Here is a 21,659-nt window from a genome sequence, read left to right as displayed (position 1 = left end):
ACGTTCGCGAGCCTATAGCCCGATGTGAGAATGCGGCCACGGGATCCTCGGACTGTCTGGTACACCACTCGGGACTTGCGTGCGGCGCGGCGCGTGTGCGGCCCGTGCGTGCCGAGTCCGGGCTCGGTCCGGACCGACGCGGCGGCGTGATCGGCTACGGCTACGCTCGGCGGCATGAGTGATGTGACCGCGTGGGAATACGCGACCGTGCCGCTGCTGACGCATGCGACCAAGCAGATCCTGGACCAGTGGGGTGCCGACGGCTGGGAACTGGTCACGGTGCTGCCCGGTCCGACCGGTGAACAGCACGTCGCCTATCTGAAGCGGGTGAAGAGCTGATGGTCCAGCCGTGGCGGCAGAACCTGGAGCGGCTCGGCCTCGAGCTGCCCGCCGTGGCCACCCCGGCGGGCGCCTACATCCCGGCGCTGCGCACCGGCTCGCTGGTCTACACCTCCGGCCAGCTGCCGTTCATCGGCGGTGAGCTGTCGGTATCCGGCAAGGTCGGCGCCGAGGTGAGCCTCGAACAGGGGCAGGAGGCGGCGAAGTGGTGCGCGCTGAACGCGCTTGCCGCCGTGCACGACCTGGTCGGACTGGACGCGGTGGTGCGGATGGTCAAGGTGGTGGGCTTCGTCGCCTCCGCGCCCGGATTCAACGATCAGCCGCTGGTGATCAACGGCGCCTCGCATCTGCTCGGCGAGGTGTTCGGCGAGGCCGGGGTGCATGCGCGCTCCGCCGTCGGCGTCTTCGAACTACCGAAGAACACCCCGGTCGAGGTGGAGTTGATCGCCGAAATTACGGGCTGAAATGTGAAATAACATACGTTCCAACTGGTTTCGTAAGAACATGGGTACCTCGTCGGGTACGCACCAGAACTTGGCCAGGCACACGACCGCCAGCCCGGGAGGAACTTTCCATGGACTCACGACCGGCGAAAAATCGCGGAGAGGCGGGGGAGCCCCTCACCCATCCCGCGTACGGACAGCTGCGCCCGGTGACGACGACCGCCTCGGTGCTGCTGGCGAACAACCCGAACAAGATGACCCTGCAGGGCACCAACACCTGGATCCTGCGCGCCCCGGGCCGATCCGACTGCCTCGTGATCGATCCGGGGCCGCAGGATCGCGCGCACAGCGAGGCGATCGCCCGGGAGACCGGCGGCGATATCGCCCTGACGCTGATCACCCACCATCACCACGATCACACCGGCGGTATCGACCGATTGGTGAAGCTGACCGGGACATCGGTGCGGGCACACGACTCCCGGTACCTGCGGGGTTCCGAGACGCCACTGGCCGACGGTGAGGTGATCGAGGCCGCCGGGCTGCGGCTGACCGTGCTGGCCACCCCCGGGCACACCACGGATTCGGTCTCGTTCCTGCTCGACCCGGCGGACCCGGAGGCGGCGGCTCGGGTCCCGGAGGGAACCGCATCGGACGCCGCGGTATTGACCGGCGACACCGTCCTCGGCAGCGGCACCACGGTGCTGGAATCGCGCGACGGAGCCCTCGGCGACTACCTGGCATCGCTGGACCGGCTGGCCGAGGCCGCGCCCGGCCGACGGCTGCTGCCCGCGCACGGCCCGGATCACGAGGCGGCCGAGCCGGTGCTCCGCCACTACATCCGGCACCGGCAGGAGCGGCTGGACCAGGTGCGGCAGGCGCTGGTCGAACTCGGCCCGAACGCCAAGCCCCTCCAGGTGGTCGCCAAGGTCTACGCCGACGTCGACAAGCGCCTGTGGCCGGCAGCACGCAGCTCCGTCAAGGCGCAGCTGGCGTATCTGCGGGGCGAACAGAACTGACCTGTCCGGCGGTCCGTCGCACGTCACCCCGGCATTCCCTCGATCGTCGTCCCGGCATGCTTTCGGCCGTGATCCACAGCGATTCCGGCCGAAAGCATGCCGAAATGACGGTGGGACCCTGCGCCGGTACGACGGTCAGGCCCTGTGCCGGAACGACCGGGAAGGTCTACCGCGCCCGGCGGGCCAGCCGTTCGGAGTCGGAGATCAGCACGCTCTTGCCCTCGAGCCGCAGCCAGCCGCGGTGCGCGAAGTCGGCGAGCGCCTTGTTCACGGTCTCGCGGGAGGCGCCGACCAGCTGGGCGATCTCCTCCTGGGTCAGGTCGTGGGTCACCCGCAGCGCGCCCGCCTCCTGCGTGCCGAAGCGCTGGGCCAGCTGCAGCAGCGCCTTGGCGACCCGGCCGGGAACGTCGGTGAAGATCAGGTCGGCCAGGTTGTTGTTGGTGCGGCGCAGGCGGCGCGCGAGCACCCGCAGTAACTGCTCGGCGATCTCCGGGCGCTGATCGATCCACGACTTGAGCGCGTCGCGGTCCATGGTGACGGCGCGGACCTCGGTGACCGTGGTGGCCGTGGAGGTGCGCGGCCCCGGATCGAAGATCGACAGCTCACCGAACATGTCCGACGGGCCCATGATGGTCAGCAGATTCTCCCGGCCGTCGGGGGACCGGCGCCCGATCTTCACCTTGCCCGATGTGATGATGTACAGCCGGTCGCCGGGTTCGCCCTCGTTGAAGATGACGTGGCCGCGCGGGAAATCCACGGGTTGAAGCTGTTTGGCGAGAGCCGCGACCGCGGTGGGCTCGACGCCTTGGAAGATGCCTGCTCTGGCGAGGGCCTCGTCCACGAATGTGCTCCTTTTGGGATTGGCAGTGCTGTCCTGGGGCGACAGCTGGTCTGTGCGTTTGTCACGCACGCTGCCGCCTCCGAGCCCAGCGCTGTCGCTGTCTGTCCTGGACCGAAGCGATCCGGCCGACAGTGCAGTCTACTTTGCGTCCGGGCAGCGCAGTGACAGACACCACGTAACGAACGGTCTGTGAAACGCCCGCGATGCCGATTTGGTTCCCGGGGCCGTCCGCGTGAATCCGGTGCGACGGCGTCGGGCGGGGTCAGCTGGCCTGGGCGACATCCAGTTCGTCGCCACGAGCGCGCCGTCGGCCGGGATGGGCCGCGGTGGGTGGTACGCCGAGTTTCGCCAGCTCGTTGACCTCGGCATTGCTGGCGCGGTCCAGGTATTGCCGGACTTCTTCCTCAGGTTCGAGCAGTTTGCGGAGCCGATCTTCGACGCGTTCCATGAACAGCGCGAACAACATCAGCAGTACCGGGAAGAGCACCACGGCGAGTCCTTGCATATCCGTGAGTAAACACGGAATAGGTCTCAGATGGAACACGGCGTATCCGCACGGGCGCGCTCCCGTCGGTGGTGTTCCGTATGGTGGGTCCGTGCGTGAACCCCGATCCACAGTGCCCGCATCCGCCGGTGCTCCGGATGTCGCGGCCGCCGACGGCAAGCCGGTCCGAGGCCGGAAAAATGGTGGTGCGCAGGCCCGTAAGTTCGCCGGGGAAACCCGGCTGGGGCTGGTGCGCCGCGCCCGCCGGATGAATCGGACGCTGGCGCTGGCCTTCCCGGACGCACACTGCGAGCTGGATTTCACGACGCCGCTGGAACTCGCGGTTGCGACAATTCTCTCCGCGCAGTGCACCGATGTCCGGGTGAATCTGACCACCCCGGCGTTGTTCGCCCGCTACCCGGATGCCCGCGCCTACGCGGAGGCCGACCGTACGGAGCTCGAGGAGTACATCCGCCCCACGGGCTTCTACCGCAACAAGACCACGGCCCTGATCGGCCTGGGCCAGGCGTTGACGGAGCGGTTCGACGGCGTCCTGCCGAATACGCTGGACGAGTTGGTGCGGCTGCCGGGAATCGGCCGCAAGACCGCGAACGTCATCCTGGGCAATGCGTTCGACGTCCCCGGCATCACCGTCGACACACATTTCAGCCGGCTCGTGCAGCGCTGGCGGTGGACCACGGAGGACGATCCGGTCAAGATCGAGCACGCCATCGGCGAGCTGATCGAGCGCAAGGATTGGACCATGCTCTCGCACCGGGTGATCTTCCACGGCCGCCGCGTCTGCCACGCCCGCAAGCCGGCCTGCGGTGCCTGCCTGCTGGCCAAGGACTGCCCGTCCTTCGGCGCCGGGCCCACCGATCCGGCGACGGCCGCCGCCCTGGTCAAGGGGCCGGAGGCCGAGCATCTGCTCGATCTGGTGGGCCGGTGAGATCTGGTGGACCGGTGAGTTCCATACCGGTGGCGTGGCGCTGGACGCTCGCGGCGCTGATCGTCGTCGTCGCGCTGGCGGTCGCGCTCTGGCCGCGCGGTGGCGAACAGGACGGCGCTCGGAGGTATACCGCCACGGCGGTGGCGGGCGGTCCCGCGGCCGCCTCCGACGGGCAACGTGCCGCCGCCGCCCTGGCGGAGTGCCCGGCGCAGTCACCGCAGCAACCGCCTGTCCGCGCGACCGGCCCGCTGGCCGGGGTCACGGTCGGATGTCTCGCCGATGCCCGCCCGCTGGATCTGGGTCAGGCTCTGGCGGGACGTCCCGCACTGGTGAACCTGTGGGCGTACTGGTGTGAACCGTGTGCCCGGGAGCTACCGGCACTGCAGCAGTACGCCACCCGTGCCGCGGGCGCCGTGACCGTGCTGACCGCGCACAGCGATCCCGACGAGAGCAAGGCACTGGCCCGCCTGCGCGATCTGGAGGTGCGCCTGCCCGGCGTCCAGGACGGCGACGGCCGGGTGCGCACCGCGGTCGGCGCCCCCGCGGCGCTACCGGTGTCCGTACTGGTCCGCGCCGACGGCTCGATCGCGAAAGTCGTTGTCCGCCCGTTCGACAGCGCCGACGACATCGCCGCCACGGTCGCCGCCGAACTGGGAGTCGCGGCGTGAGCCAGGGCGGGGCCGTCGTCTCCCGCGGAGATCATCAGTGCCGGTGGACGGGCGCGTACGCCGAGCGGGTCGTTCCGGGCGAGCGATACGTGGCCGGCGGCGTGATGCCTTGCGGAGGTCATGAGGGGCGGTGCGGGACGGCCGCGTACGCCGAGCAGGTCGTCCGGGGTGAGCGATACGTGGCCGGCGGTGTGGTGCTTCGGGGAGATCGCATGGGGCGGTGCGGGACGGGCGCGTACGCCGAGCGGGTCGTCCCGGGTGAGCGATATGTAGCCGGCGGTGCGGTGCCTTGCGGACGTCACGAAGGCCGGTGCGGCGCGGGCGATCGCAACGGGGCGAATGCTTCGGGCGTGCGGGGCGCGTCGGCTCCTTTCGCCCGCAGGCGCGCCGCCGGTCGTCCGTCCGAGCGCGAGACAGCGTCGGTGAAGTGGTGTGGAACCGGCCCGAGCGGCGGTGGGCACATACGCGCGGGTGGGCGACCGGCTCGGCGCCGCATCCCGTTTCGTGATCGAATCGGTGTGGCGGGAAGTTGCTGTGCGGAAGGCAGCGTGCGGATGGGGGCGGGAGGAGGCAGCGTGCACAACCGGGACGGGCAGGAGGAGTCCGGCGCCAGACCGAGAGTGGTGACCGAGGGTATTCCCGCTTGGCTACGGGGCGTGGTCGACCGCAAACCCGCCGACCCGACCGGGGTCAACCAGGTGCTGAATCGGACCTCGCAACGGGTGGTCGCGGCCGCCGTGCGTCCCCGCCCGGCGTCGGTGCTGGTGCTGTTCGGCGGCTCCCCCGAACCCGATCCCGCTACCCCCGGTGGATTGCCCGCGGATGCGGATGTGTTGCTCACTCAGCGCTCGAAGACGCTGCGCCAGCATCGCGGGCAGGTGGCGTTCCCGGGCGGCGGCGTCGAACCCGGCGACGACGGGCCGATCGCGACCGCGCTGCGGGAGGCGCGCGAGGAGACCGGCCTGGAACCCGGTGGCGTGGAACCGATCGCGGTGCTGCCGAAGATCTTCGTCCCGCCCTCGCGATTCGATGTGACCCCGGTCGTCGCGTACTGGCGAACCCCGGGGGAGGTCGGGGTGGTCAGCGAGGCGGAGGCCACCCGCGTGGTGCGGGTTCCGGTCGCCGATCTGATCGATCCGGCCAACCGGTTCGTGGTGCGCCATCCGCTCGGCTACACCGGCCCCGCGTTCGCCGTGCACGGCATGCTCGTCTGGGGATTCACCGCCGGCGTGCTGGCCGGCCTGCTGGCGGTGTCGGGATGGGAGCGGAACTGGGATTACCACGATGTGCGTGATTTACAGGCCTCGCTCGAAGCAGTGGGGATGACGCTATGACCTCGTCGGCCTGGCTCGACATCGCGGTCGTGATCATTGCGCTGCTCGCCGCCTCCTCCGGGTGGCGGCAGGGTGCGGTCGCGTCCGCGCTGGCGTTCCTCGGCGTGGTGCTGGGCGCGGTGGCCGGCATCCTGATCGCGCCGCACATCCTGGTGCACATCAGCGAGGGCCGCAAACGCGTGCTGGTCGGCGTGGTGCTGATCGTGGCGCTGGTGATCGTCGGCGAGGTGGCCGGCATGGTGCTCGGCCGCGCGGCCCGCAGCGGTATGCGGCATCCGTTCACCCGCAGCGTCGACAGCGTGGTGGGCGCGGCCCTGCAGGCGGTGGCCGTGCTGGTGACGGCCTGGCTGCTGGCGCTGCCGCTGGCCTCGTCGTCGCAGCCCGCGATCGCGGCCGCCGTGAACGGGTCGCGGGTGCTCTCCGACGTCAACCAGGTGGCGCCGAACTGGTTGCGGCGCTTGCCCAACGAGTTCTCCCGGCTGCTCAACACCTCCGGCCTGCCGGACGTGATCGGGCCGTTCGGGCGAGCGCCGATCGCCGCGGTGGAGCCGCCGGATCCCACCGTGCTGGACAGTCCGGTGGCGCTCAACCTCCAGCACAGCGTGCTGCGTATTCGCGGTGTCGCACCGAGTTGCCAACGCGCCCTGGAAGGTTCGGGATTCGTGGTGGGCCCCGAGCGGGTCATGACGAACGCGCACGTGGTGGCCGGTACGAACACCGTGCAGGTCGACACCGCGCGCGGCCGGCTCGATGCCACCGTCGTGCTGTTCGATCCGTCGGAGGACGTGGCGGTGCTGGCCGTGCCCGGCCTGAACGCACCGGCGATTCCGCTGGCCCCGGAGGCGGCCGACTCGGGGCAGAGCGCGATCGTGCTGGGCTATCCGGGCGGCGGGCCGTACACCGCCAGCGCCGCTCGCGTGCGCGAGACGCTGGAGCTGACCGGGCCGGACATCTACAAGACCGGCACCGTCGAGCGCGAGGTCTACACCGTGCGCGGGCGGGTGCGCGCCGGGAACTCCGGTGGGCCGCTGGTGAATCCGGACGGTCAGGTGCTCGGCCTGGTGTTCGGTGCCGCCGTCGTCGACGAGGACACCGGCTACGCGCTGACGCTCAACGAGGTCCGGCGGGCCCTCGACTCCGCCGAGTCGGTGAACAGCCCGGTCCCGACGGGCGAGTGTGTGCTGAGCTAGTTCCAGCGGCACTCGCCTGCGTCCTCGGCCCCGAGTCGTCCGAATCGGCGGCGTCCCGCCGTGCTTCCGGCCGGAGTGCGTCTCCACCAGCGGCGGATTCCGGCCGAGAGCATGCCGGGAATGGCGGAGCTGTCGTCGCCGTATCGGGCTGCGCCCGGCGGTCAGCCGAGTAGCTTCGCCAGTTCGGTCGTGACCGCGTCCGGGCTCTCCTGATGCGCGTAGTGGCCCGCCTCCGGAATGCCGATCAGCCGGCGGCCGGGGGCGAGCCGATGCTCGCGGCGCAGCGTGCCGTCGAGGATGTAGCGATCGGCCTCGCCGTACAGCGACAGCACCGGAATCCGGACCGGCTCGCGCATCGCCGACATGAACCGCGCGCCGTCGGGACGCCATTGGCTGCGGAAGGCCCAGCGCTGATATTCCAGTGCGGAATGCGCGGCGCCCGGAACGCGGATGGCCGAGCGCATCCGGCGGGCGGTATCGACGAGTTCGGCGGTGTGTGCCCAGCGTCGGCCCGCCCGCTGCCGCAGCAGCCGCTCCACCTCGAAGCCGTCATCGATGGTCAGCAGCCGCTCGCCGTACCGCGGCGGCTGATAGCGCAGGAAGTTCGGTAGCCAGGCCCGGCGCTGCGGCGGGTCGCGCAGCACGGCCTGTTTGAGCGCGACCGGATGGGGCGAACTCACCAGCGCGATGGAGCGGACCAGCCGCGGATGCAGTACGGCCGTCGCCCAGCACACCAGCCCGCCCTCGGCGTGTCCGACCAGGGTGGCCTCGCTGTGCCCGAGCGCCCGGACCAGGCCGGCCACGTCGCCGGCCAGGGTCCAGCCGTCGTATCCGCGCGGTGGTTTATCGGAATCGCCGTAGCCGCGCAGATCCACCGCGGCGACGCGAAACCCCTGTTCGGACAGGCCGGTCAGCTGATGCCGCCAGGACCACCAGAAGTCGGCGAAGCCGTGCAACAGCAGTACCAGCGGCGCATTCGACGCGCGCCCGCGGTGCGCGGGCTCGGCCTCGACGACGTGGAACCGAATGCCGTTGGCATGCACATCCTTGTGGGCCCACGGGCCGTCGTAGCGGACGCTGGACGGATCCGGGATCGGGTTCGGCGACACGCCGATAGAGCGTAGTCGGCGGGACTACCTTTCCCGCCGATCGGTCGAGGTGACGGGAGCGTCGAGGGCGGAGGTGTCGAGGGTGGCGTGCTCGCCGTGCGAACCGAACCCCTGCGGCAGCACCGTGCGGGTCTCCTTCAGCGACTCTATGGTTCGCTCCGGTGCGCGCAGCTTGCGCACCTTCCGATAGCCGAGGAAACCGAACACCGCGACCGCGAGGACCATCAGCCCGAACACGATCAGGAACGACGCCCACCGGTACAGCCACACATCGAGCAGCTCGGCCAGGAAGAAGAAAAAGAAGAACGAGGAGAACAGCAGGATGGTCAGCGCGACGACGAAGTACACGCTGCCCTGGAGGCCCTTGCGGATCTCCCCGGTGACCTCGGCCTTGGCCAGCGCCACCTCGGCCCGGACCAGCGTCGACATCTGCTCGGCGGCATCGCGCACGAGATCGCCGACGCTGGCGCCCTTCGCGGTGTCGACCTCGGACAGCGGAATAGCGGTGATGGTCCGATCGCGACCCCCGTCGTGCCCGTTACCGCCGTTTGTGACGCTCAATGCTCGACCCTTCTCGATGTCCCGTGCTGTCCGGCCTTCACTCGCGGCGGCCACGCGGTCGTGCCCGACGCACGCGGCCCCGTCGCAACCCTAGCGCCGAACCGATCGGGGCAGCCGCCATTGACTCGGCAACACGTGTCCCTTTCGCCGGTTCGCACGTGTCCCTGTCGTCGGTTCGGCGGTGGTCGCGTCGTTCGCCGACGCGAGTTCCGCCACCAAGAGGCTAGCGGTGCCGCCGACCGGCCCGGGTACCGACGGACGAACGTGTCGCGGTGGCCGGGCCGGTCGACGGCGCGTTGCGCTGGTTACCAGTTGGTTTTGCGGGCGCGGATGGCTTCGAAGACGTGGGGGTCGACCAGGGTGGAGGTGTCGCCGAGTTCGCGGCCTTCGGCGACGTCGCGTAGCAGGCGGCGCATGATCTTGCCGGAGCGGGTTTTGGGTAGTTCGGGCACGGTGTGGATTTCGCGGGGGCGGGCGATCGGGGAGATCTCGCGGGAGACTTCGGCTTTCAGCTCGTCGACGAGGTCCTGGCCGGTGTCGGTCGCTGCGCCGGTGAGGATGACGAACGCGACGATGCCTTGGCCGGTGGTGTCGTCGCTGGCGCCGACCACGGCGGCTTCGGCGACGCCGTGGTGTCCGACGAGGGCGGATTCGACCTCGGCGGTGGAGATGCGGTGGCCGGAGATGTTCATGACGTCGTCGACGCGGCCGAGTATCCACAGGTCGCCGTCGGTGTCGAGTTTGGCGCCGTCGCCGGCGAAGTACCAGCCGTGTGTGGCGTAGCGCTGCCAGTAGGTGGCCTGGAAGCGTTGCGGGTCGCCCCAGATGCCGCGCAGCATGGACGGCCAGGGCTGGTCGAGTACCAGGTAGCCGTTGGCTTCGGTGTCGCCGAGCGGCACCGTATTGCCTTCTTCGTCGACGACTTTCGCGGAGATGCCGGGCAGCGGGCGCATGGCGGCGCCGGGTTTGGTGGCGGTGACGCCGGGCAGCGGGGAGAGCATGATGGCGCCGGTCTCGGTCTGCCACCAGGTGTCCACGACCGGGGTGCGGTTGGCGCCGATGACCTCGCGGAACCAGCGCCATGCCTCGGGGTTGATGGGTTCGCCGACCGAGCCGAGGACCCGCAGGCTGGACAGGTCGTGGCCGGCGGGGATCTCGCGGCCCCATTTCATGAACGTGCGTACCAGTGTGGGTGCGGTGTAGTAGATGGTGACGCCGTATTTTTCGATGGTCTGCCAGTGCCGGTGCTCGTCGGGGAAGTTCGGGGTGCCTTCGTAGACGACCTGGGTGGCGCGGTTGGACAGGGGCCCGTAGACGATGTAGCTGTGCCCGGTGACCCAGCCGATGTCGGCGGTGCACCAGTACACGTCGCGGCCGGGTTTGTGGTCGAACACGGTGTGGTGGGTGTAGGACACCTGGGTCAGGTAGCCACCGCAGGTGTGCAGGATGCCTTTCGGTTTGCCGGTGGTGCCGGAGGTGTAGAGGATGTAGAGCGGGTGCTCGGCGTCGAAGGGCTGGGCCTCGTGTTCGGGGGAGGCTTTCGCGACGGTGTCGTGCCACCACAGGTCGCGGCCCTCGGTCCACGGGATCTCGATCGCGGTGCGCCGCACCACCAGCACGTGCTCCACGCTCGACGGTGTGCCGCCGTGCGCGTAGAGCGCCTCGTCCACGGCCTCCTTCAGCGGTGCCGCCTTGCCGCGCCGCCATTGCCCGTCGGTGGTGATCACCAGGCGGGCCTCGGCGTCGTCGACGCGCTGGCGCAGGGCGGTGGGGGAGAAGCCGGCGAACACCACCGAGTGGGTCAGGCCCAGCCGCGCGCAGGCCAGCATCGACACGATCGCCTCGGGCACCATCGGCATGTAGATGGCGACCCGGTCACCGGCCTCGAGGCCCAGCTCGGTGAGGTAGTTCGCGGCGCGGGACACCTCGGCCAGCAGATCGGCGTAGGTGATCGCGCGGGAGTCGCCGGGCTCGCCTTCCCAGTGGAGGGCGACCTGGTCGCCGTGGCCGTCGAGCACGTGGCGGTCCACGCAGTTGTAGGCGACGTTCAGCTTCCCGCCGGTGAACCAGCGCGCGAACGGGGCGTCGTCCCAGTCCAGGACCCGTGTCCACGGTTGGTGCCAGTGCAGGCGGCCGGCCTGCTCGGCCCAGAACGCCTCGCGGTCGGCGGTGGCCCGGTCGTAGAGAGACGCGTCGGCGTTGGCAGCGGCGGCGAACTCCGCGGTCGGCGGATACACGTCCCGGTGTTCGGTGGTATCGGTCATCTCGTCTCTTCTTTCGCATGCGCTTCGGCCGGGGGTGACCGCGGCCACTATGCGACCCTAGTCGACCGTGACCTGCGTCGTCCCCGAGTCCTCTCCGGTGGATGTCCGGGGGTTGCGGCGATGTCAAGGCGCTTCGGCCGACTGTGCAGTGTCCGGACCTATCGATGAGCCGATCGGATATATGTCTCCGCAGTGGTTGTGCAATGTGTCACCCGATAGCGGCCGTCGTGAGTCAAACGTGTTGCCGGATTGCTAACACGGCGAACAAACCCGATCGGAACCGCTGACAACCGTCGGCCGGGTGGCTACTGTCCGACTCACCCAGGCGGATCGCGGAGCCCGTACCGGAGACCCCGGTGCGGAGCGCCGGTCCGTCCGACCCTTCGTGGAATCGGAGATTGCGTTGAGATTGAGGACGATCACCGCGTCGGCCGCGGCAGCACTGGTGGCGATGAGCCTCGCACTGACCGGATGTTCCACGGGCGGAACCGATACCGACGTCGTCACCGTGAACGGCGGCGAGCCGCAGAATCCGCTGGTGCCCACCAATACCAACGAGAACATGGGCGGCCGGGTGGTCGACCGGCTGTTCGCGGGGCTGAAGTTCTACGACGCGGAGGGCAAGGCGCACAACGAGATGGCGCAGTCGATCGAGACGGCCGATCGTCAGCATTACACGATCGAGATCAAACCGGACTGGACCTTCTCCGACGGCAGCCCCGTGACGGCGAAATCGTTTGTCGACGCCTGGAACTACGGCGCCCTCGGCACCAACGGCCAGGTGCAGAACTGGGCCTTCTCCTCGATCGCCGGCTACGACGAGGTCTCCGCGGATCCGCCCAAGGCGCAGACGATGTCGGGGCTGAAGATCGTCGACGACCACACCTTCACCGTCGACCTGAAACAGCCGTCGATCGACTTCGAACTGGAACTGGGTTTCGCGCCGTTCTATCCGCTGCCCGAGTCGGCGTACAAGGATATGAAGGCCTTCGGCGAACATCCGATCGGCAACGGCCCCTACAAGTTCGACAGCTGGGAACACAACGTCAAGCTCGACCTGTCGCCCAATCCGGACTATCACGGCGGCCGCCCCGCCAAGAACAAGGGCCTGAGCTTCGTGATGTATCAGTCCTACGACACCGCCTACGCCGATCTGCAGGCCGGCAACCTGGACGCGCTCGACGTCATCCCCGACACCGCCCTGGCCACCTACAAGGAGGATCTGGGCGACCGGGCGATCAGCAAGCCGATCGCCTACAGCCAGCACATCGGCATCCAGCCGAGCGTGCCGCACTTCGGCGGCCAGGAGGGGCTGCTGCGCCGCAAGGCGATCTCGATGGCGATCAACCGGCAGCAGATCGCGGACAACATCTTCCACGGCACCCGCGTCCCGGCCCGCGACTTCACCGCGTTCACCCTGGACGGATTCCGCGACAATCTGCCCGGATCCGAAGTGCTGCAATACAATCCAGAAGAGGCGAAGAAGCTGTGGGCGCAGGCCGACGCCCTCTCGCCGTGGTCGGGCACCTATCAGATCGCCTACAACTCCGACGGCGGTCACCAGGCGTGGGTAGAGGCGGTCGCCAACAGCGTGAAGAACACGCTGGGTGTCGACGCCGTCGGCGTGCCGTACCCGACGTTCAAGAACATTCGCGACGAGATCAAGTCGAAGACCGTCGGCAAGGCGTTCCGGTACGGCTGGCAGGGCGACTACCCCTCCATGTTCGAGTTCCTGACCTCGATGTATCTCACCGGTTCGGGAACCAACGACACCGAGTACAGCAACCCCGAGTTCGATCGGCTGCTGTTCGCAGCGCTGGCCGCCCCGACTCCCGACCAGGCCTACGACCTGGTGGCGAAGTCGCAGGAGGTGCTGTTCCGGGACATGGCCGACATCCCGATCTTCGACTACAACGTCGCGGCCGGCCGCTCGGACCGGGTGACGAAGGCCGAGGTCACCTGGAGCGGCCTGTTCGACTTCGAGAACATCGAAAAGTAGCCGCCCCGCGGGGCCGTGGCCGGATGCCGCGGCCCCGCTGCTCGATGGAGTGAAATATGGCTTGGTACATCGTGCGGCGGCTGCTCCAGATGATTCCGGTCTTTCTCGGAGCGACGCTGCTCATCTACGCGATGGTCTTCCTGGTTCCCGGCGATCCCATCCGGGCGCTGGCCGGCGACCGTCCGATGACCCCGGCTGTGGAGGCCACGCTGCGGGCCCGCTACCACCTGGATCAGCCGTTCATCATCCAGTACCTGGAATACCTGAAGGGCATCCTGACCTTCGATTTCGGCACCTCGTTCTCCGGCAGGCCGGTGCGTGACGAGCTGGCCCGGACGTTCCCGATCACGCTGCGGCTGGCCGCGCTGGCGGTCGTGATCGAGGCCGTGTTCGGCATCGCGTTCGGCCTGGTCGCCGGATTGCGCAAGGGCAGGCTGTTCGATTCCACGATGCTGGTGTTCAGCCTGGTCGTCATCGCGGTGCCGATCTTCGTCCTCGGCTTCCTCGCGCAGTTCCTGCTCGGCGTGAAGTGGGGGATCGTGCAGCCCACCGTCAGCAGCAAGGTGAGCTTCGGGGAACTGCTGGTTCCGGCGATCGTGTTGGGCGCGCTGTCGTTCGCCTATGTGCTGCGGCTGACCCGCAATGCCGTGGCGGAGAACATGACCGCCGACTTCGTGCGCACCGCCACGGCGAAGGGGCTGGGCCGGCGGCGGGTGATCGGGGTCCACATCCTGCGGAATTCGATGATCCCGGTGGTCACCTTCCTCGGCGCGGATCTCGGTGCGCTGATGGGCGGTTCGATCGTCACCGAGGGCATCTTCAACATCCCCGGCGTGGGCGGGACGCTCTACCAGGCCATCACCCGCGGCGAGCCGACCACGGTGGTGGCCTTCGTGACGGTGCTGGTGGTGATCTTCCTGATCTCCAACCTGGTCGTCGACCTGCTCTACGCCGCACTCGACCCGAGGATCCGCTATGCCTGAGCAGCCGGCCGAACCCCGGGAGATCCGGCCCGGGCAAGACCATTTCGTGGCGCCGCCGGACGAGGTCGAGGTGCTCGACACCGACCGGCTCGACGAGACCACCGCCCCGGTCGGTGTCTGGCGCGATGCCTGGCGGCGGCTGCGGCGCAACCCGCTGTTCGTGGTCTCCGCGCTGCTGATCGTGTTCGTGCTGCTGGTGGTCGTGTGGCCGGGCCTGTTCACCGATCAGGACCCGCGGTACTGCAACGGCGATTTCAGCATGGCGCCGCCCACCGGCGGGCATCCGTTCGGCTTCGACAAGCAAGGCTGCGACATCTACGCCCGCACCGTCCACGGCGCCCGGGCGTCGGTGGTCACCGGTGTCGGAGCGACGGTGCTGTTCGTGCTGTTCGGTGGCGTACTGGGTTCGCTCGCAGGCTATTTCGGCGGCCTGCTGGACTCGGTGATCTCGCGCGTCGCGGAGATCTTCTACGCGCTGCCGCTGATGCTGGCGGCCATCGTGATCATGCAGCTGCTGGAGTCGCGCACCGTGTTCACGGTGATGCTGATCCTGGCGTCGTTCACCTGGCCGCAGGCCGCGCGCATCGCGCGGGGCGCGGTGATCCAGGCCAAGAACAGCGAATATGTCACGGCGGCAAAGGCATTGGGGGTATCCCAGTTCCGGATCCTGCTGCGGCACGTGCTGCCCAACTCCGCCGGGCCGCTGATCGTGCTCACCACGATCTGGCTGGGCGTATTCATCGTCACCGAGGCGACCCTGTCGTATCTCGGTGTCGGCCTGTCCCGCACGATCGTCTCCTGGGGTTCGGATATCGCCGCCGACCAGAAGCAGATACGCACCTCGGCGATCCTGTTCTATCCCGCGACGGCGTTGGCGCTCACCGTGCTCAGCTTCATCATGCTGGGCGATGCGGTGCGCGACGCGCTGGATCCCAAGGCTCGCAAGAGGTGACGACGATGGACCCCCTGCTCGAAGTACGCGATCTCAACGTCTCCTTCACCGCCGACGGCCGGCAGATTCCCGCGGTGCGCGGGGCCGATCTGTCGGTGTATCCGGGCCAGACCGTGGCGATCGTCGGGGAGTCGGGTTCGGGCAAATCGACGACGGCGCACGCGATCATCGATCTGCTGCCCGATACCGGATCGATCACCTCGGGATCGGTGATCTTCGACGGCCAGGACCTGACCGCGGCCTCCGCGCGGGAGATCGTCGCGGTGCGCGGGCGCGGCATCGGTTTCGTTCCGCAGGATCCCATGTCGAATCTGAACCCGGTCTGGAAGATCGGTTACCAGATCCGGGAGACGTTGGAGGCCAACGGAATAGCCAAGGGCAAGGCCGCGCGCGACCGGGCGGTCGAACTGCTGGACGAGGCGGGGATGTCGGATTCCGCGCTCCGGGTCAACCAATATCCGCACGAGTTCTCCGGCGGTATGCGGCAGCGCGCGCTGATCGCGATCGGGCTGTCCTGCCGTCCCAAGCTGCTGATCGCCGACGAGCCGACCTCCGCGCTGGACGTCACCGTGCAGCGGCAGATCCTCGATCATCTCGCCGGGCTGACCGGTGAACTCGGTACCGCGGTGCTGTTGATCACGCACGACCTCGGCCTGGCCGCCGAGCGGGCCGAACATCTGGTGGTGATGTATCGCGGCCGGGTCGTGGAATCCGGTCCGGCTCTGCGGATCCTGCGCGATCCCCAGCATCTCTACACCCAGCGGCTGGTGAACTCGGCGCCGTCGCTGGCCTCGCAGCGGCTGTCGTCGGTGCGCAAGCGTGCCGAGATCCGGAAGCAGGCGGTCCTGCACGCGGCCGACCAGCCCGACGATACCGAATTCGGCACCGCCGCCGATGATGTCGTGGTCGCCGAGAATCTCACCAAGGTGTTCAAGATCCGCGGCAGCGCACCCTGGAAGTCCTCGGACCTGACCGCCGTCGACGACGTGTCGTTCCGGTTGCGGAGGGGCACCACCACGGCGATCGTCGGCGAATCCGGTTCCGGTAAATCGACTGTGGCGCAGATGGTGCTGGGGCTGCTCGCGCCGACGTCGGGGCGGGTCGCCTTCGACGGTCGCGAGGTGGCCACGCTGGATCGCAAGGCCGCCTTGGCCTTTCGTCGCCGCGTGCAGCCGGTGTTCCAGGATCCCTATGGGTCCCTGGACCCGATGTACTCGATCTACCGCACCATCGAGGAACCGCTGCGCACGCACGGCATCGGCACCTCGGCCGAGCGCGAGGCCACGGTGCGCGATCTGCTGGACAAGGTGTCGCTGCCGGCCTCGGTGATGCGGCGATATCCCAACGAACTGTCCGGCGGTCAGCGCCAGCGCGTGGCGATCGCGCGGGCGCTGGCGCTCTCACCCGAGGTGGTGGTGTGCGACGAGGCGGTGTCCGCGCTCGACGTGCTGGTCCAGGCCCAGATCCTGAACCTGCTCAACGAGCTGCAGGCCGAGCTGGGCCTGTCGTACCTGTTCATCACCCACGACCTGGCCGTGGTCCGGCAGATCGCCGACGACGTGGTGGTGATGCAGCAGGGCCGGATCATGGAGGCGGCCGAGACCACCGATGTATTCGACAACCCGCAGTCCGACTACACCCGCCGCCTGCTGGACGCGATCCCGGGGCGGGATCTGTTGCGCACGGCGTGACGGCGGGTCCGGGCACGCGCCGCCAGAGCGTGTCCGTGACGCCGTGCGCGAGGCGCCGGGTGCTCGAGTAGCGTGTTGGGTCGTGAACGACGTGCTCCAGCCCCTTGTCGAGCTGCCCGGTGTCCGCGAGGCGGCCGATCGTGCCCGCGATGCGCTGGCCGAGGTGCATATGCACCGGGCGAATCGGCGGGGCTGGCCGACGACGGCGGCCGAGGCGGCGGTGCGTGCGGCGCGTTCGTCGTCGGCGATCGACGGCGGTAGCACCGAGTTGCCGCCGGACGGCATCGCCGCCGATCCGATTCTGGCCGGGGCGCTGCGGGTGGGCCAGGCCCTCGACGGCGAAGCGCAGCGGAACCTGGTCGGGGTGTGGCAGCGAGCACCGCTGCAGGCGCTCGCCCGGCTGCATCTGCTGGCCGCCGCCGACCTCGTCGACGATCAGGAGCGGCTCGGTCGTCCCCGCCCCGATACCGGTGTCGCCGACCGCCTGGACATGCTGGCCCAGACCCTGCTGGCCTCCACCGCCCCCGCTCCGGTGGTAGCCGCGGTGGTGCACGGAGAGCTGATGGCGCTGCGGCCGTTCGGCATCGCGGACGGTGTCGTCGCGCGGGCGGCGTCCCGTTTGGTCACCGTGTCGAGTGGACTGGATCCGCACGGGCTGGGCGTGCCCGAGGTTTACCAGCTCCGGCGGCGGCAGGCGTATCTGGACGCGGCGGCCGGGTTCGGCGCCGGTACGCCGGAGGGTGTCGGGGGATGGGTCGTCCTGTGCTGCGAGGCCCTGGAAGACGGTGCGCGCGAGGCTCGTTCGATCGCCGACGCGGCCGGCGGCCCGTAGGAGCGGACCGCCACACATCAAAGCGGGCGGCGTTGTCGTTAGCGACCTCACCGCCCGCTAGCACGGACCACCCGGTTACCATGCGTGCTTCTCGGGGTTGTGTTCTGCGGCCTCGGCGACCGTCCGCGCCTCCGCGGTTCATCCCCACAACCTGTGCGAGGCTCTCGCCGCTGGATGCCCGGAGTTCGCAAGCCCACAACGCTATTGCCCTTGCGCGGCGTGCTCCGCGTGGGTGCCTGGCGTCCGTGCTCGGAAGGGTGGGATGGGAGATCGAACCTTCTCTTCCGCTCCGACCTTGGCCTTCCGTCCTTCCTTGGCTCCCATTGTTACTCTGTGGGCCCGGTCACAGCAAGACCTGCGGAAACATTTCAGCGCCGGCGTCGCAGCAGCCGATAACTGACCGCACCGGCCAGCACCGCGCTCACGCTCACCACCGCGGTCGCGGCGACCGTGGTGGATGACGGGGCAGGTAGTCGCGCCCACAGGGAGACCGGATTCGAGAAGGTCAGCACCGGCCAGCCGCGAGAAACGGCCTCGCGCCGGAGATTTCGGTCCGGATTGACCGCGGTCGGATGCCCGACCGCGCCGAGCATCGGCAGATCGGTGATCGAATCGGAGTACGCGTAGCACCGCGAGAGGTCGTAGCCCTCGGTCTCGGCGAGCCGGCGCATGGCCTCGACCTTGCCGTCCGCGTAGCAGTAGAAGTCCACCGCGCCGGTGTATTTGCCGTCCTCGACGACCATCCGGGTGGCGGCGGTGTGCGTGGCGCCCAGCGCCGCGGCGATCGGGCCGACGATCTCCTCGCCGGAGGCCGAGACGATCACCACGTCGTGCCCCCTGATCTTGTGATCGGCGATCAGATCGGCCGCCTCGGCGTAGATCAGCGGGTCCACCAGTTCGTGCAGGGTCTCCGCGACGATGGCCTGGACCTGCCCGACATCCCAGCCGGCGCACATCTTGGTCAGGTGCTCGCGCATGCGCTCCATCTGATCGTGGTCGGCGCCGGAGAGCAGGAACAGGAAGTGCGCGTAGCTGCTCTCCAGCACGGTCCGGCGGTTGATGAGGCCCTGAGCGAAGAACGGCTTGCTGAAGACGAATGCGCTGGATCTGGCGATGACCGTCTTGTCCAGGTCGAAGAATGCCGCGACCCGGCCGGGTCGCGCGTCGGGTGCGGATCGCCGCTGCGCGCCCCTCTCGGTGGCGCTCGTCCGATCCTCCGCAGCTGTCAGGTCGTGCTCGGCCGTCACGCCGTTCAGGATAGGGAGAATCCGCGCCGCCGTGGTGGTCGGGGCGGCTGTCCGGTGCCGGGTTCGCGTCGTTTGCCACCGTTACGCCCGATGTCCGGGCACGAAACTCGGTCGCGGTCGGACTTGCGTTTCGGCCGGGGCCTGGGTGTAGTATTGCTGGCACCTGGACATGGTCCAGGCGCGTTCAGCCCGACCCCCCGGGGCTGAACCCCGACGGCCCCAGCCTCCTCCCCCCCCGGCTGGGGCCGTCCTCTATTTCGGGGTCTGTTGTTCTTCTCTTTATGCGGTACTCGGGGTGCACTCTGTGCTCACACCCCCGTGGTTATCCACATTCGGCACTCGGGCACTGGTGCCGCCCTCGTCGCCGGGTGACGCTGATCGGCATGAATTCCCTTGCTGCGAGCCTGGATTCGGGTGACGCTCCGTCGAACCCCGTGCTGGTTCTCGTCGCCGACGAGCGGCTCCGAGAAGAGATCGGCCGGGTGGCGGCCGCGGCCGATCGCCCCCTCGCACAGGGCCGAATGCCGGTGGGGCGGCACGCCTGGGCCGGTGCGGCCATGGTGATTCTGGATACGGCGTCGGCGTGCGACTGCGACGCCGCGGGCTATCCGCGCCGCGACGGGGCGCTGCTGGTCACCGAGGGCGAGCCCGGCCTGCCGGAGTGGCAGGCGGCCGCCGTGATCGGTGCCGAGCAGGTGATCGCGCTGCCCGACGAGGCCGACCTGCTGATCGAATGCTTTGCCGAGCACACCCATCGCGCTCCGGGCGACGGTGTGGTGCTGGCCGTCGTCGGTGCGGGTGGCGGGGCCGGGGCATCCACGTTCGCCGCGGCCGTCGCGCGGACCGCCGCCGAGTGCCGGTTCCGGCCCGACACGATCCTGGTCGACGGCGATCCCCTGGGCGGCGGCCTGGACCTGCTGCTCGGCGTCGAGTCGGCGCCCGGCCTGCGGTGGCCCGATCTCGTCGTCGAGCAGGGCCGGGTGGCGGCAGCGGCGCTGCACGATGCCTTGCCGCCGGTGGTTCCCGGGCTCGCGGTGCTCGCCTGCGGTCGGGTGGGTCCGGGTGCGTCGGTGGCGGAGATCGGCGCGGGTGCGGTGCGCGCCGTGGTCGAGGCCGGCCGATCGGCCGGTGATCTGGTGGTCTGCGATGTATCCGGGGAGCGTGGCCCACAGGCGGACCGGATGCTCGAGGCCGCCGATCTGGTGGTGCTGGTGGTTCCCGCGCGACTGCGTTCGGTGGCCGCGGCCGGAGCCGTCGCTGCCCATGTCCGCGGTCGAAACCCCCACCAGGGCTTGGTTGTCCGAGGTCCCGCACCCGGAGGTCTACGTGCGGCGGAGGTGGCCGAGACGCTGGGCCTGCCGCTGCTGGCCGCGGTCCGCGCGCAGCCCGGGCTGGCGACCCGGCTCGAGCGCGGCGGCCTGGGTTCACCACGTGGCCCGCTGCGCACCGCCGCCGCGGCGGTGCTCGCCGTGCTGTCGGAGCCGGAGCGATGAGCGCGATCGTCCCGGCCGAACTGTTGGACCGGGTGCGTGAGCGCTTGGCGGCGGAGTCCGCGGAGCTGGATCCCGCGCGGATGGCGGCGGCGATCCGCGCGGAAGCCGGTGGGGTGCTGGGGGATACCGATCTGCTGCGGGTGCTGCGCCTGCTGCAGACGGAGCTGACCGGCGCGGGGGTGCTGGAATCGCTGCTGCACGATCCGCACGTCTCCGATGTGCTGGTCACCGGCCCGGATGCGGTCTGGGTGGATCGCGGGCACGGGCTGCGGCGGGCGCCGGTCACCTTTCCGGACGAGGCGTCCGTGCGGCGGCTTGCGCAGCGGTTGGCGCTGGCGGCGGGCCGTCGTCTCGACGATGCGCAGCCGTGGGTGGATGGCCGGCTGCCGGGAGTCGAAGGGGCGCTGGGACATTCGTTCGGCGTGCGGATGCACGCGGTCCTGGCGCCGATCGCGCACGGCGGCACCTGCCTGTCGCTGCGCGTGCTCCGGCCGGCCAGTCAGGGGCTGGACGCGCTGACCGCCACGGGCTCGGTGCCTGTCGTGGCCGCGCTCCTGCTGGAGCGGATCGTGCGGGCCCGGCTCGCCTTCCTCGTCGTCGGCGGCACCGGAGCCGGCAAGACCACCCTGCTGTCCGGCCTGCTGGCGAAGGTCGATGCCGCGGAACGCATCGTGTGCGTGGAGGACGCGGCCGAACTGGCCCCGCCACACCCCCACGTGGTCCGCCTGGTGGCCCGCACCGCGAACGTGGAGGGCGCCGGCGCGGTCACGGTGCGTGATCTCGTCCGTCAGGCGCTGCGCATGCGCCCCGATCGCATCGTGATCGGCGAGGTCCGCGGCGCCGAGGTCGTCGACCTGCTCACGGCCCTCAACACCGGCCACGACGGCGGCGCCGGCACCGTCCACGCGAATTCTCCACAGGAGGTGCCGGCCCGGCTGGAGGCCCTGGCGGCCCTGGGCGGGATGGACCGTGCGGCGCTGCACAGCCAGCTGGCCGCGGCCGTCCAGGTGATCCTGCATGTCCATCGCCGCGCCGACGGTTTCCGGATACTGCGCGAGATCGGCCTGGTTGTCCGTGATCCGACGGGCCGGGTCCACATCGAACCGGCCTGGCGCGCCGACGATTCCGCCACCCCCGCCGCATCGGACCTGGACGGATTGCTGACCGATCGGCTGGCGCCATGAGCGCGGCCCCGGACAGAACCCGCCGGATCCTGCAACGCCCTGCCCGCTTCCGCGGCTTCCGGCGGCACATCCCGCGGCCG

General features: G+C 69.6%; 20 protein-coding genes. 14 read left to right on the top strand and 6 right to left on the bottom strand.

Going from position 1 to position 21,659, the window contains the following annotated elements:
* Positions 1–174: 174 nt before the first annotated feature.
* The 3 genes from D892_RS46495 to D892_RS0109335 all read left to right on the top strand — a co-directional run bounded on the left by D892_RS46495 (position 175) and on the right by D892_RS0109335 (position 1,798).
* Entirely contained in the window at positions 175–339 is a 165-nt protein-coding gene (locus D892_RS46495) for a DUF4177 domain-containing protein (protein WP_156959436.1), read from the top strand.
* Positions 339–803 (top strand): RidA family protein, encoded by a 465-nt coding sequence (locus D892_RS0109340; RefSeq protein WP_024800985.1) that lies wholly within the window; start codon positions 339–341, stop codon positions 801–803. The genes D892_RS46495 and D892_RS0109340 overlap by 1 nt, the downstream gene beginning before the upstream one ends.
* Before the next feature lie 110 nt (positions 804–913).
* A complete protein-coding gene (locus D892_RS0109335) occupies positions 914–1,798 on the top strand; it encodes an MBL fold metallo-hydrolase (RefSeq protein WP_024800984.1) in 885 nt (294 codons plus the stop codon).
* Between the two features lie 166 nt (positions 1,799–1,964).
* Here D892_RS0109335 and D892_RS0109330 read toward each other — a convergent pair whose 3' ends face one another.
* Together D892_RS0109330 and D892_RS0109325 are read right to left on the bottom strand one after the other, a co-directional pair.
* On the bottom strand, positions 1,965–2,639 hold the full coding sequence (locus tag D892_RS0109330) for a Crp/Fnr family transcriptional regulator (RefSeq protein ID WP_011206875.1): 675 nt from the start codon (positions 2,637–2,639) through the stop codon (positions 1,965–1,967).
* Positions 2,640–2,901: 262 nt separating this feature from the next.
* Positions 2,902–3,144, bottom strand: a complete 243-nt coding sequence (locus D892_RS0109325; RefSeq protein ID WP_024800983.1) for a hypothetical protein — start codon at positions 3,142–3,144, stop codon at positions 2,902–2,904.
* A gap of 91 nt (positions 3,145–3,235) precedes the next feature.
* On the opposite strand from D892_RS0109325, the gene nth reads away from it, so the two are divergent.
* The 4 genes from nth (at position 3,236) to D892_RS0109305 (ending at position 7,264) form a co-directional block, all read left to right on the top strand.
* Positions 3,236–4,072, top strand: a complete 837-nt coding sequence (gene nth / locus D892_RS0109320) for an endonuclease III (RefSeq protein WP_369801743.1) — start codon at positions 3,236–3,238, stop codon at positions 4,070–4,072.
* A 23-nt stretch (positions 4,073–4,095) separates the two neighbouring features.
* Positions 4,096–4,740 (top strand): TlpA disulfide reductase family protein, encoded by a 645-nt coding sequence (locus D892_RS0109315; RefSeq protein WP_036568494.1) that lies wholly within the window; start codon positions 4,096–4,098, stop codon positions 4,738–4,740.
* A 620-nt stretch (positions 4,741–5,360) separates the two neighbouring features.
* A complete protein-coding gene (locus D892_RS0109310) occupies positions 5,361–6,074 on the top strand; it encodes a CoA pyrophosphatase (protein WP_369801816.1) in 714 nt (237 codons plus the stop codon).
* Positions 6,071–7,264: a MarP family serine protease gene (locus D892_RS0109305; protein ID WP_024800979.1), complete on the top strand. Its 1,194-nt coding sequence runs from the start codon at positions 6,071–6,073 to the stop codon at positions 7,262–7,264. Before D892_RS0109310 ends, D892_RS0109305 begins: the two co-directional genes overlap by 4 nt.
* 161 nt (positions 7,265–7,425) lie before the next feature.
* Here the strand turns inward: D892_RS0109305 and D892_RS0109300 are convergent, their stop codons facing one another.
* From D892_RS0109300 to acs, 3 genes are all read right to left on the bottom strand, one after another.
* Positions 7,426–8,373, bottom strand: coding sequence for an alpha/beta fold hydrolase (locus D892_RS0109300; RefSeq protein ID WP_024800978.1), 948 nt, complete (start codon positions 8,371–8,373; stop codon positions 7,426–7,428).
* A gap of 24 nt (positions 8,374–8,397) precedes the next feature.
* Positions 8,398–8,934, bottom strand: coding sequence for a phage holin family protein (locus D892_RS0109295; RefSeq protein ID WP_024800977.1), 537 nt, complete (start codon positions 8,932–8,934; stop codon positions 8,398–8,400).
* Positions 8,935–9,239: 305 nt separating this feature from the next.
* Entirely contained in the window at positions 9,240–11,198 is a 1,959-nt protein-coding gene (acs, locus tag D892_RS0109290; protein ID WP_024800976.1) for an acetate--CoA ligase, read from the bottom strand.
* Between the two features lie 397 nt (positions 11,199–11,595).
* Here acs and D892_RS0109285 point away from each other — a divergent pair, with 397 nt between their 5' ends.
* The 5 genes from D892_RS0109285 to D892_RS0109265 all read left to right on the top strand — a co-directional run bounded on the left by D892_RS0109285 (position 11,596) and on the right by D892_RS0109265 (position 17,655).
* On the top strand, positions 11,596–13,197 hold the full coding sequence (locus D892_RS0109285; protein ID WP_198037133.1) for an ABC transporter substrate-binding protein: 1,602 nt from the start codon (positions 11,596–11,598) through the stop codon (positions 13,195–13,197).
* Between the two features lie 56 nt (positions 13,198–13,253).
* Positions 13,254–14,180, top strand: a complete 927-nt coding sequence (locus D892_RS0109280; protein ID WP_024800974.1) for an ABC transporter permease — start codon at positions 13,254–13,256, stop codon at positions 14,178–14,180.
* The gene (locus tag D892_RS0109275; protein WP_024800973.1) at positions 14,173–15,132 is read left to right on the top strand and encodes an ABC transporter permease; all 960 of its coding nucleotides are present in this window, start codon (positions 14,173–14,175) and stop codon (positions 15,130–15,132) included. Before D892_RS0109280 ends, D892_RS0109275 begins: the two co-directional genes overlap by 8 nt.
* A gap of 5 nt (positions 15,133–15,137) precedes the next feature.
* On the top strand, positions 15,138–16,823 hold the full coding sequence (locus D892_RS0109270; protein WP_036566860.1) for an ABC transporter ATP-binding protein: 1,686 nt from the start codon (positions 15,138–15,140) through the stop codon (positions 16,821–16,823).
* An 82-nt stretch (positions 16,824–16,905) separates the two neighbouring features.
* A complete protein-coding gene (locus D892_RS0109265; protein ID WP_024800971.1) occupies positions 16,906–17,655 on the top strand; it encodes a hypothetical protein in 750 nt (249 codons plus the stop codon).
* Positions 17,656–18,023: 368 nt separating this feature from the next.
* On the opposite strand, the gene D892_RS0109260 is transcribed toward D892_RS0109265, so the two are convergent.
* Complete coding sequence (locus D892_RS0109260; protein ID WP_369801815.1) at positions 18,024–18,914, bottom strand: HAD family hydrolase; 891 nt, start codon at positions 18,912–18,914, stop codon at positions 18,024–18,026.
* A 371-nt stretch (positions 18,915–19,285) separates the two neighbouring features.
* On the opposite strand from D892_RS0109260, the gene ssd reads away from it, so the two are divergent.
* Positions 19,286–20,395 carry a septum site-determining protein Ssd gene (ssd, locus tag D892_RS0109255; protein WP_024800969.1) on the top strand — a complete coding sequence of 370 codons (1,110 nt, stop codon included), beginning with the start codon at positions 19,286–19,288 and terminating at the stop codon, positions 20,393–20,395.
* The gene (locus D892_RS0109250; RefSeq protein ID WP_024800968.1) at positions 20,392–21,579 is read left to right on the top strand and encodes a TadA family conjugal transfer-associated ATPase; all 1,188 of its coding nucleotides are present in this window, start codon (positions 20,392–20,394) and stop codon (positions 21,577–21,579) included. Before ssd ends, D892_RS0109250 begins: the two co-directional genes overlap by 4 nt.
* The last annotated feature ends 80 nt before the right edge of the window (positions 21,580–21,659 follow it).

The sequence above is a fragment of the Nocardia sp. BMG51109 genome (assembly GCF_000526215.1).
Classification (GTDB): domain Bacteria; phylum Actinomycetota; class Actinomycetes; order Mycobacteriales; family Mycobacteriaceae; genus Nocardia.
This window is presented reverse-complemented; position numbering and strand designations above follow the sequence as displayed.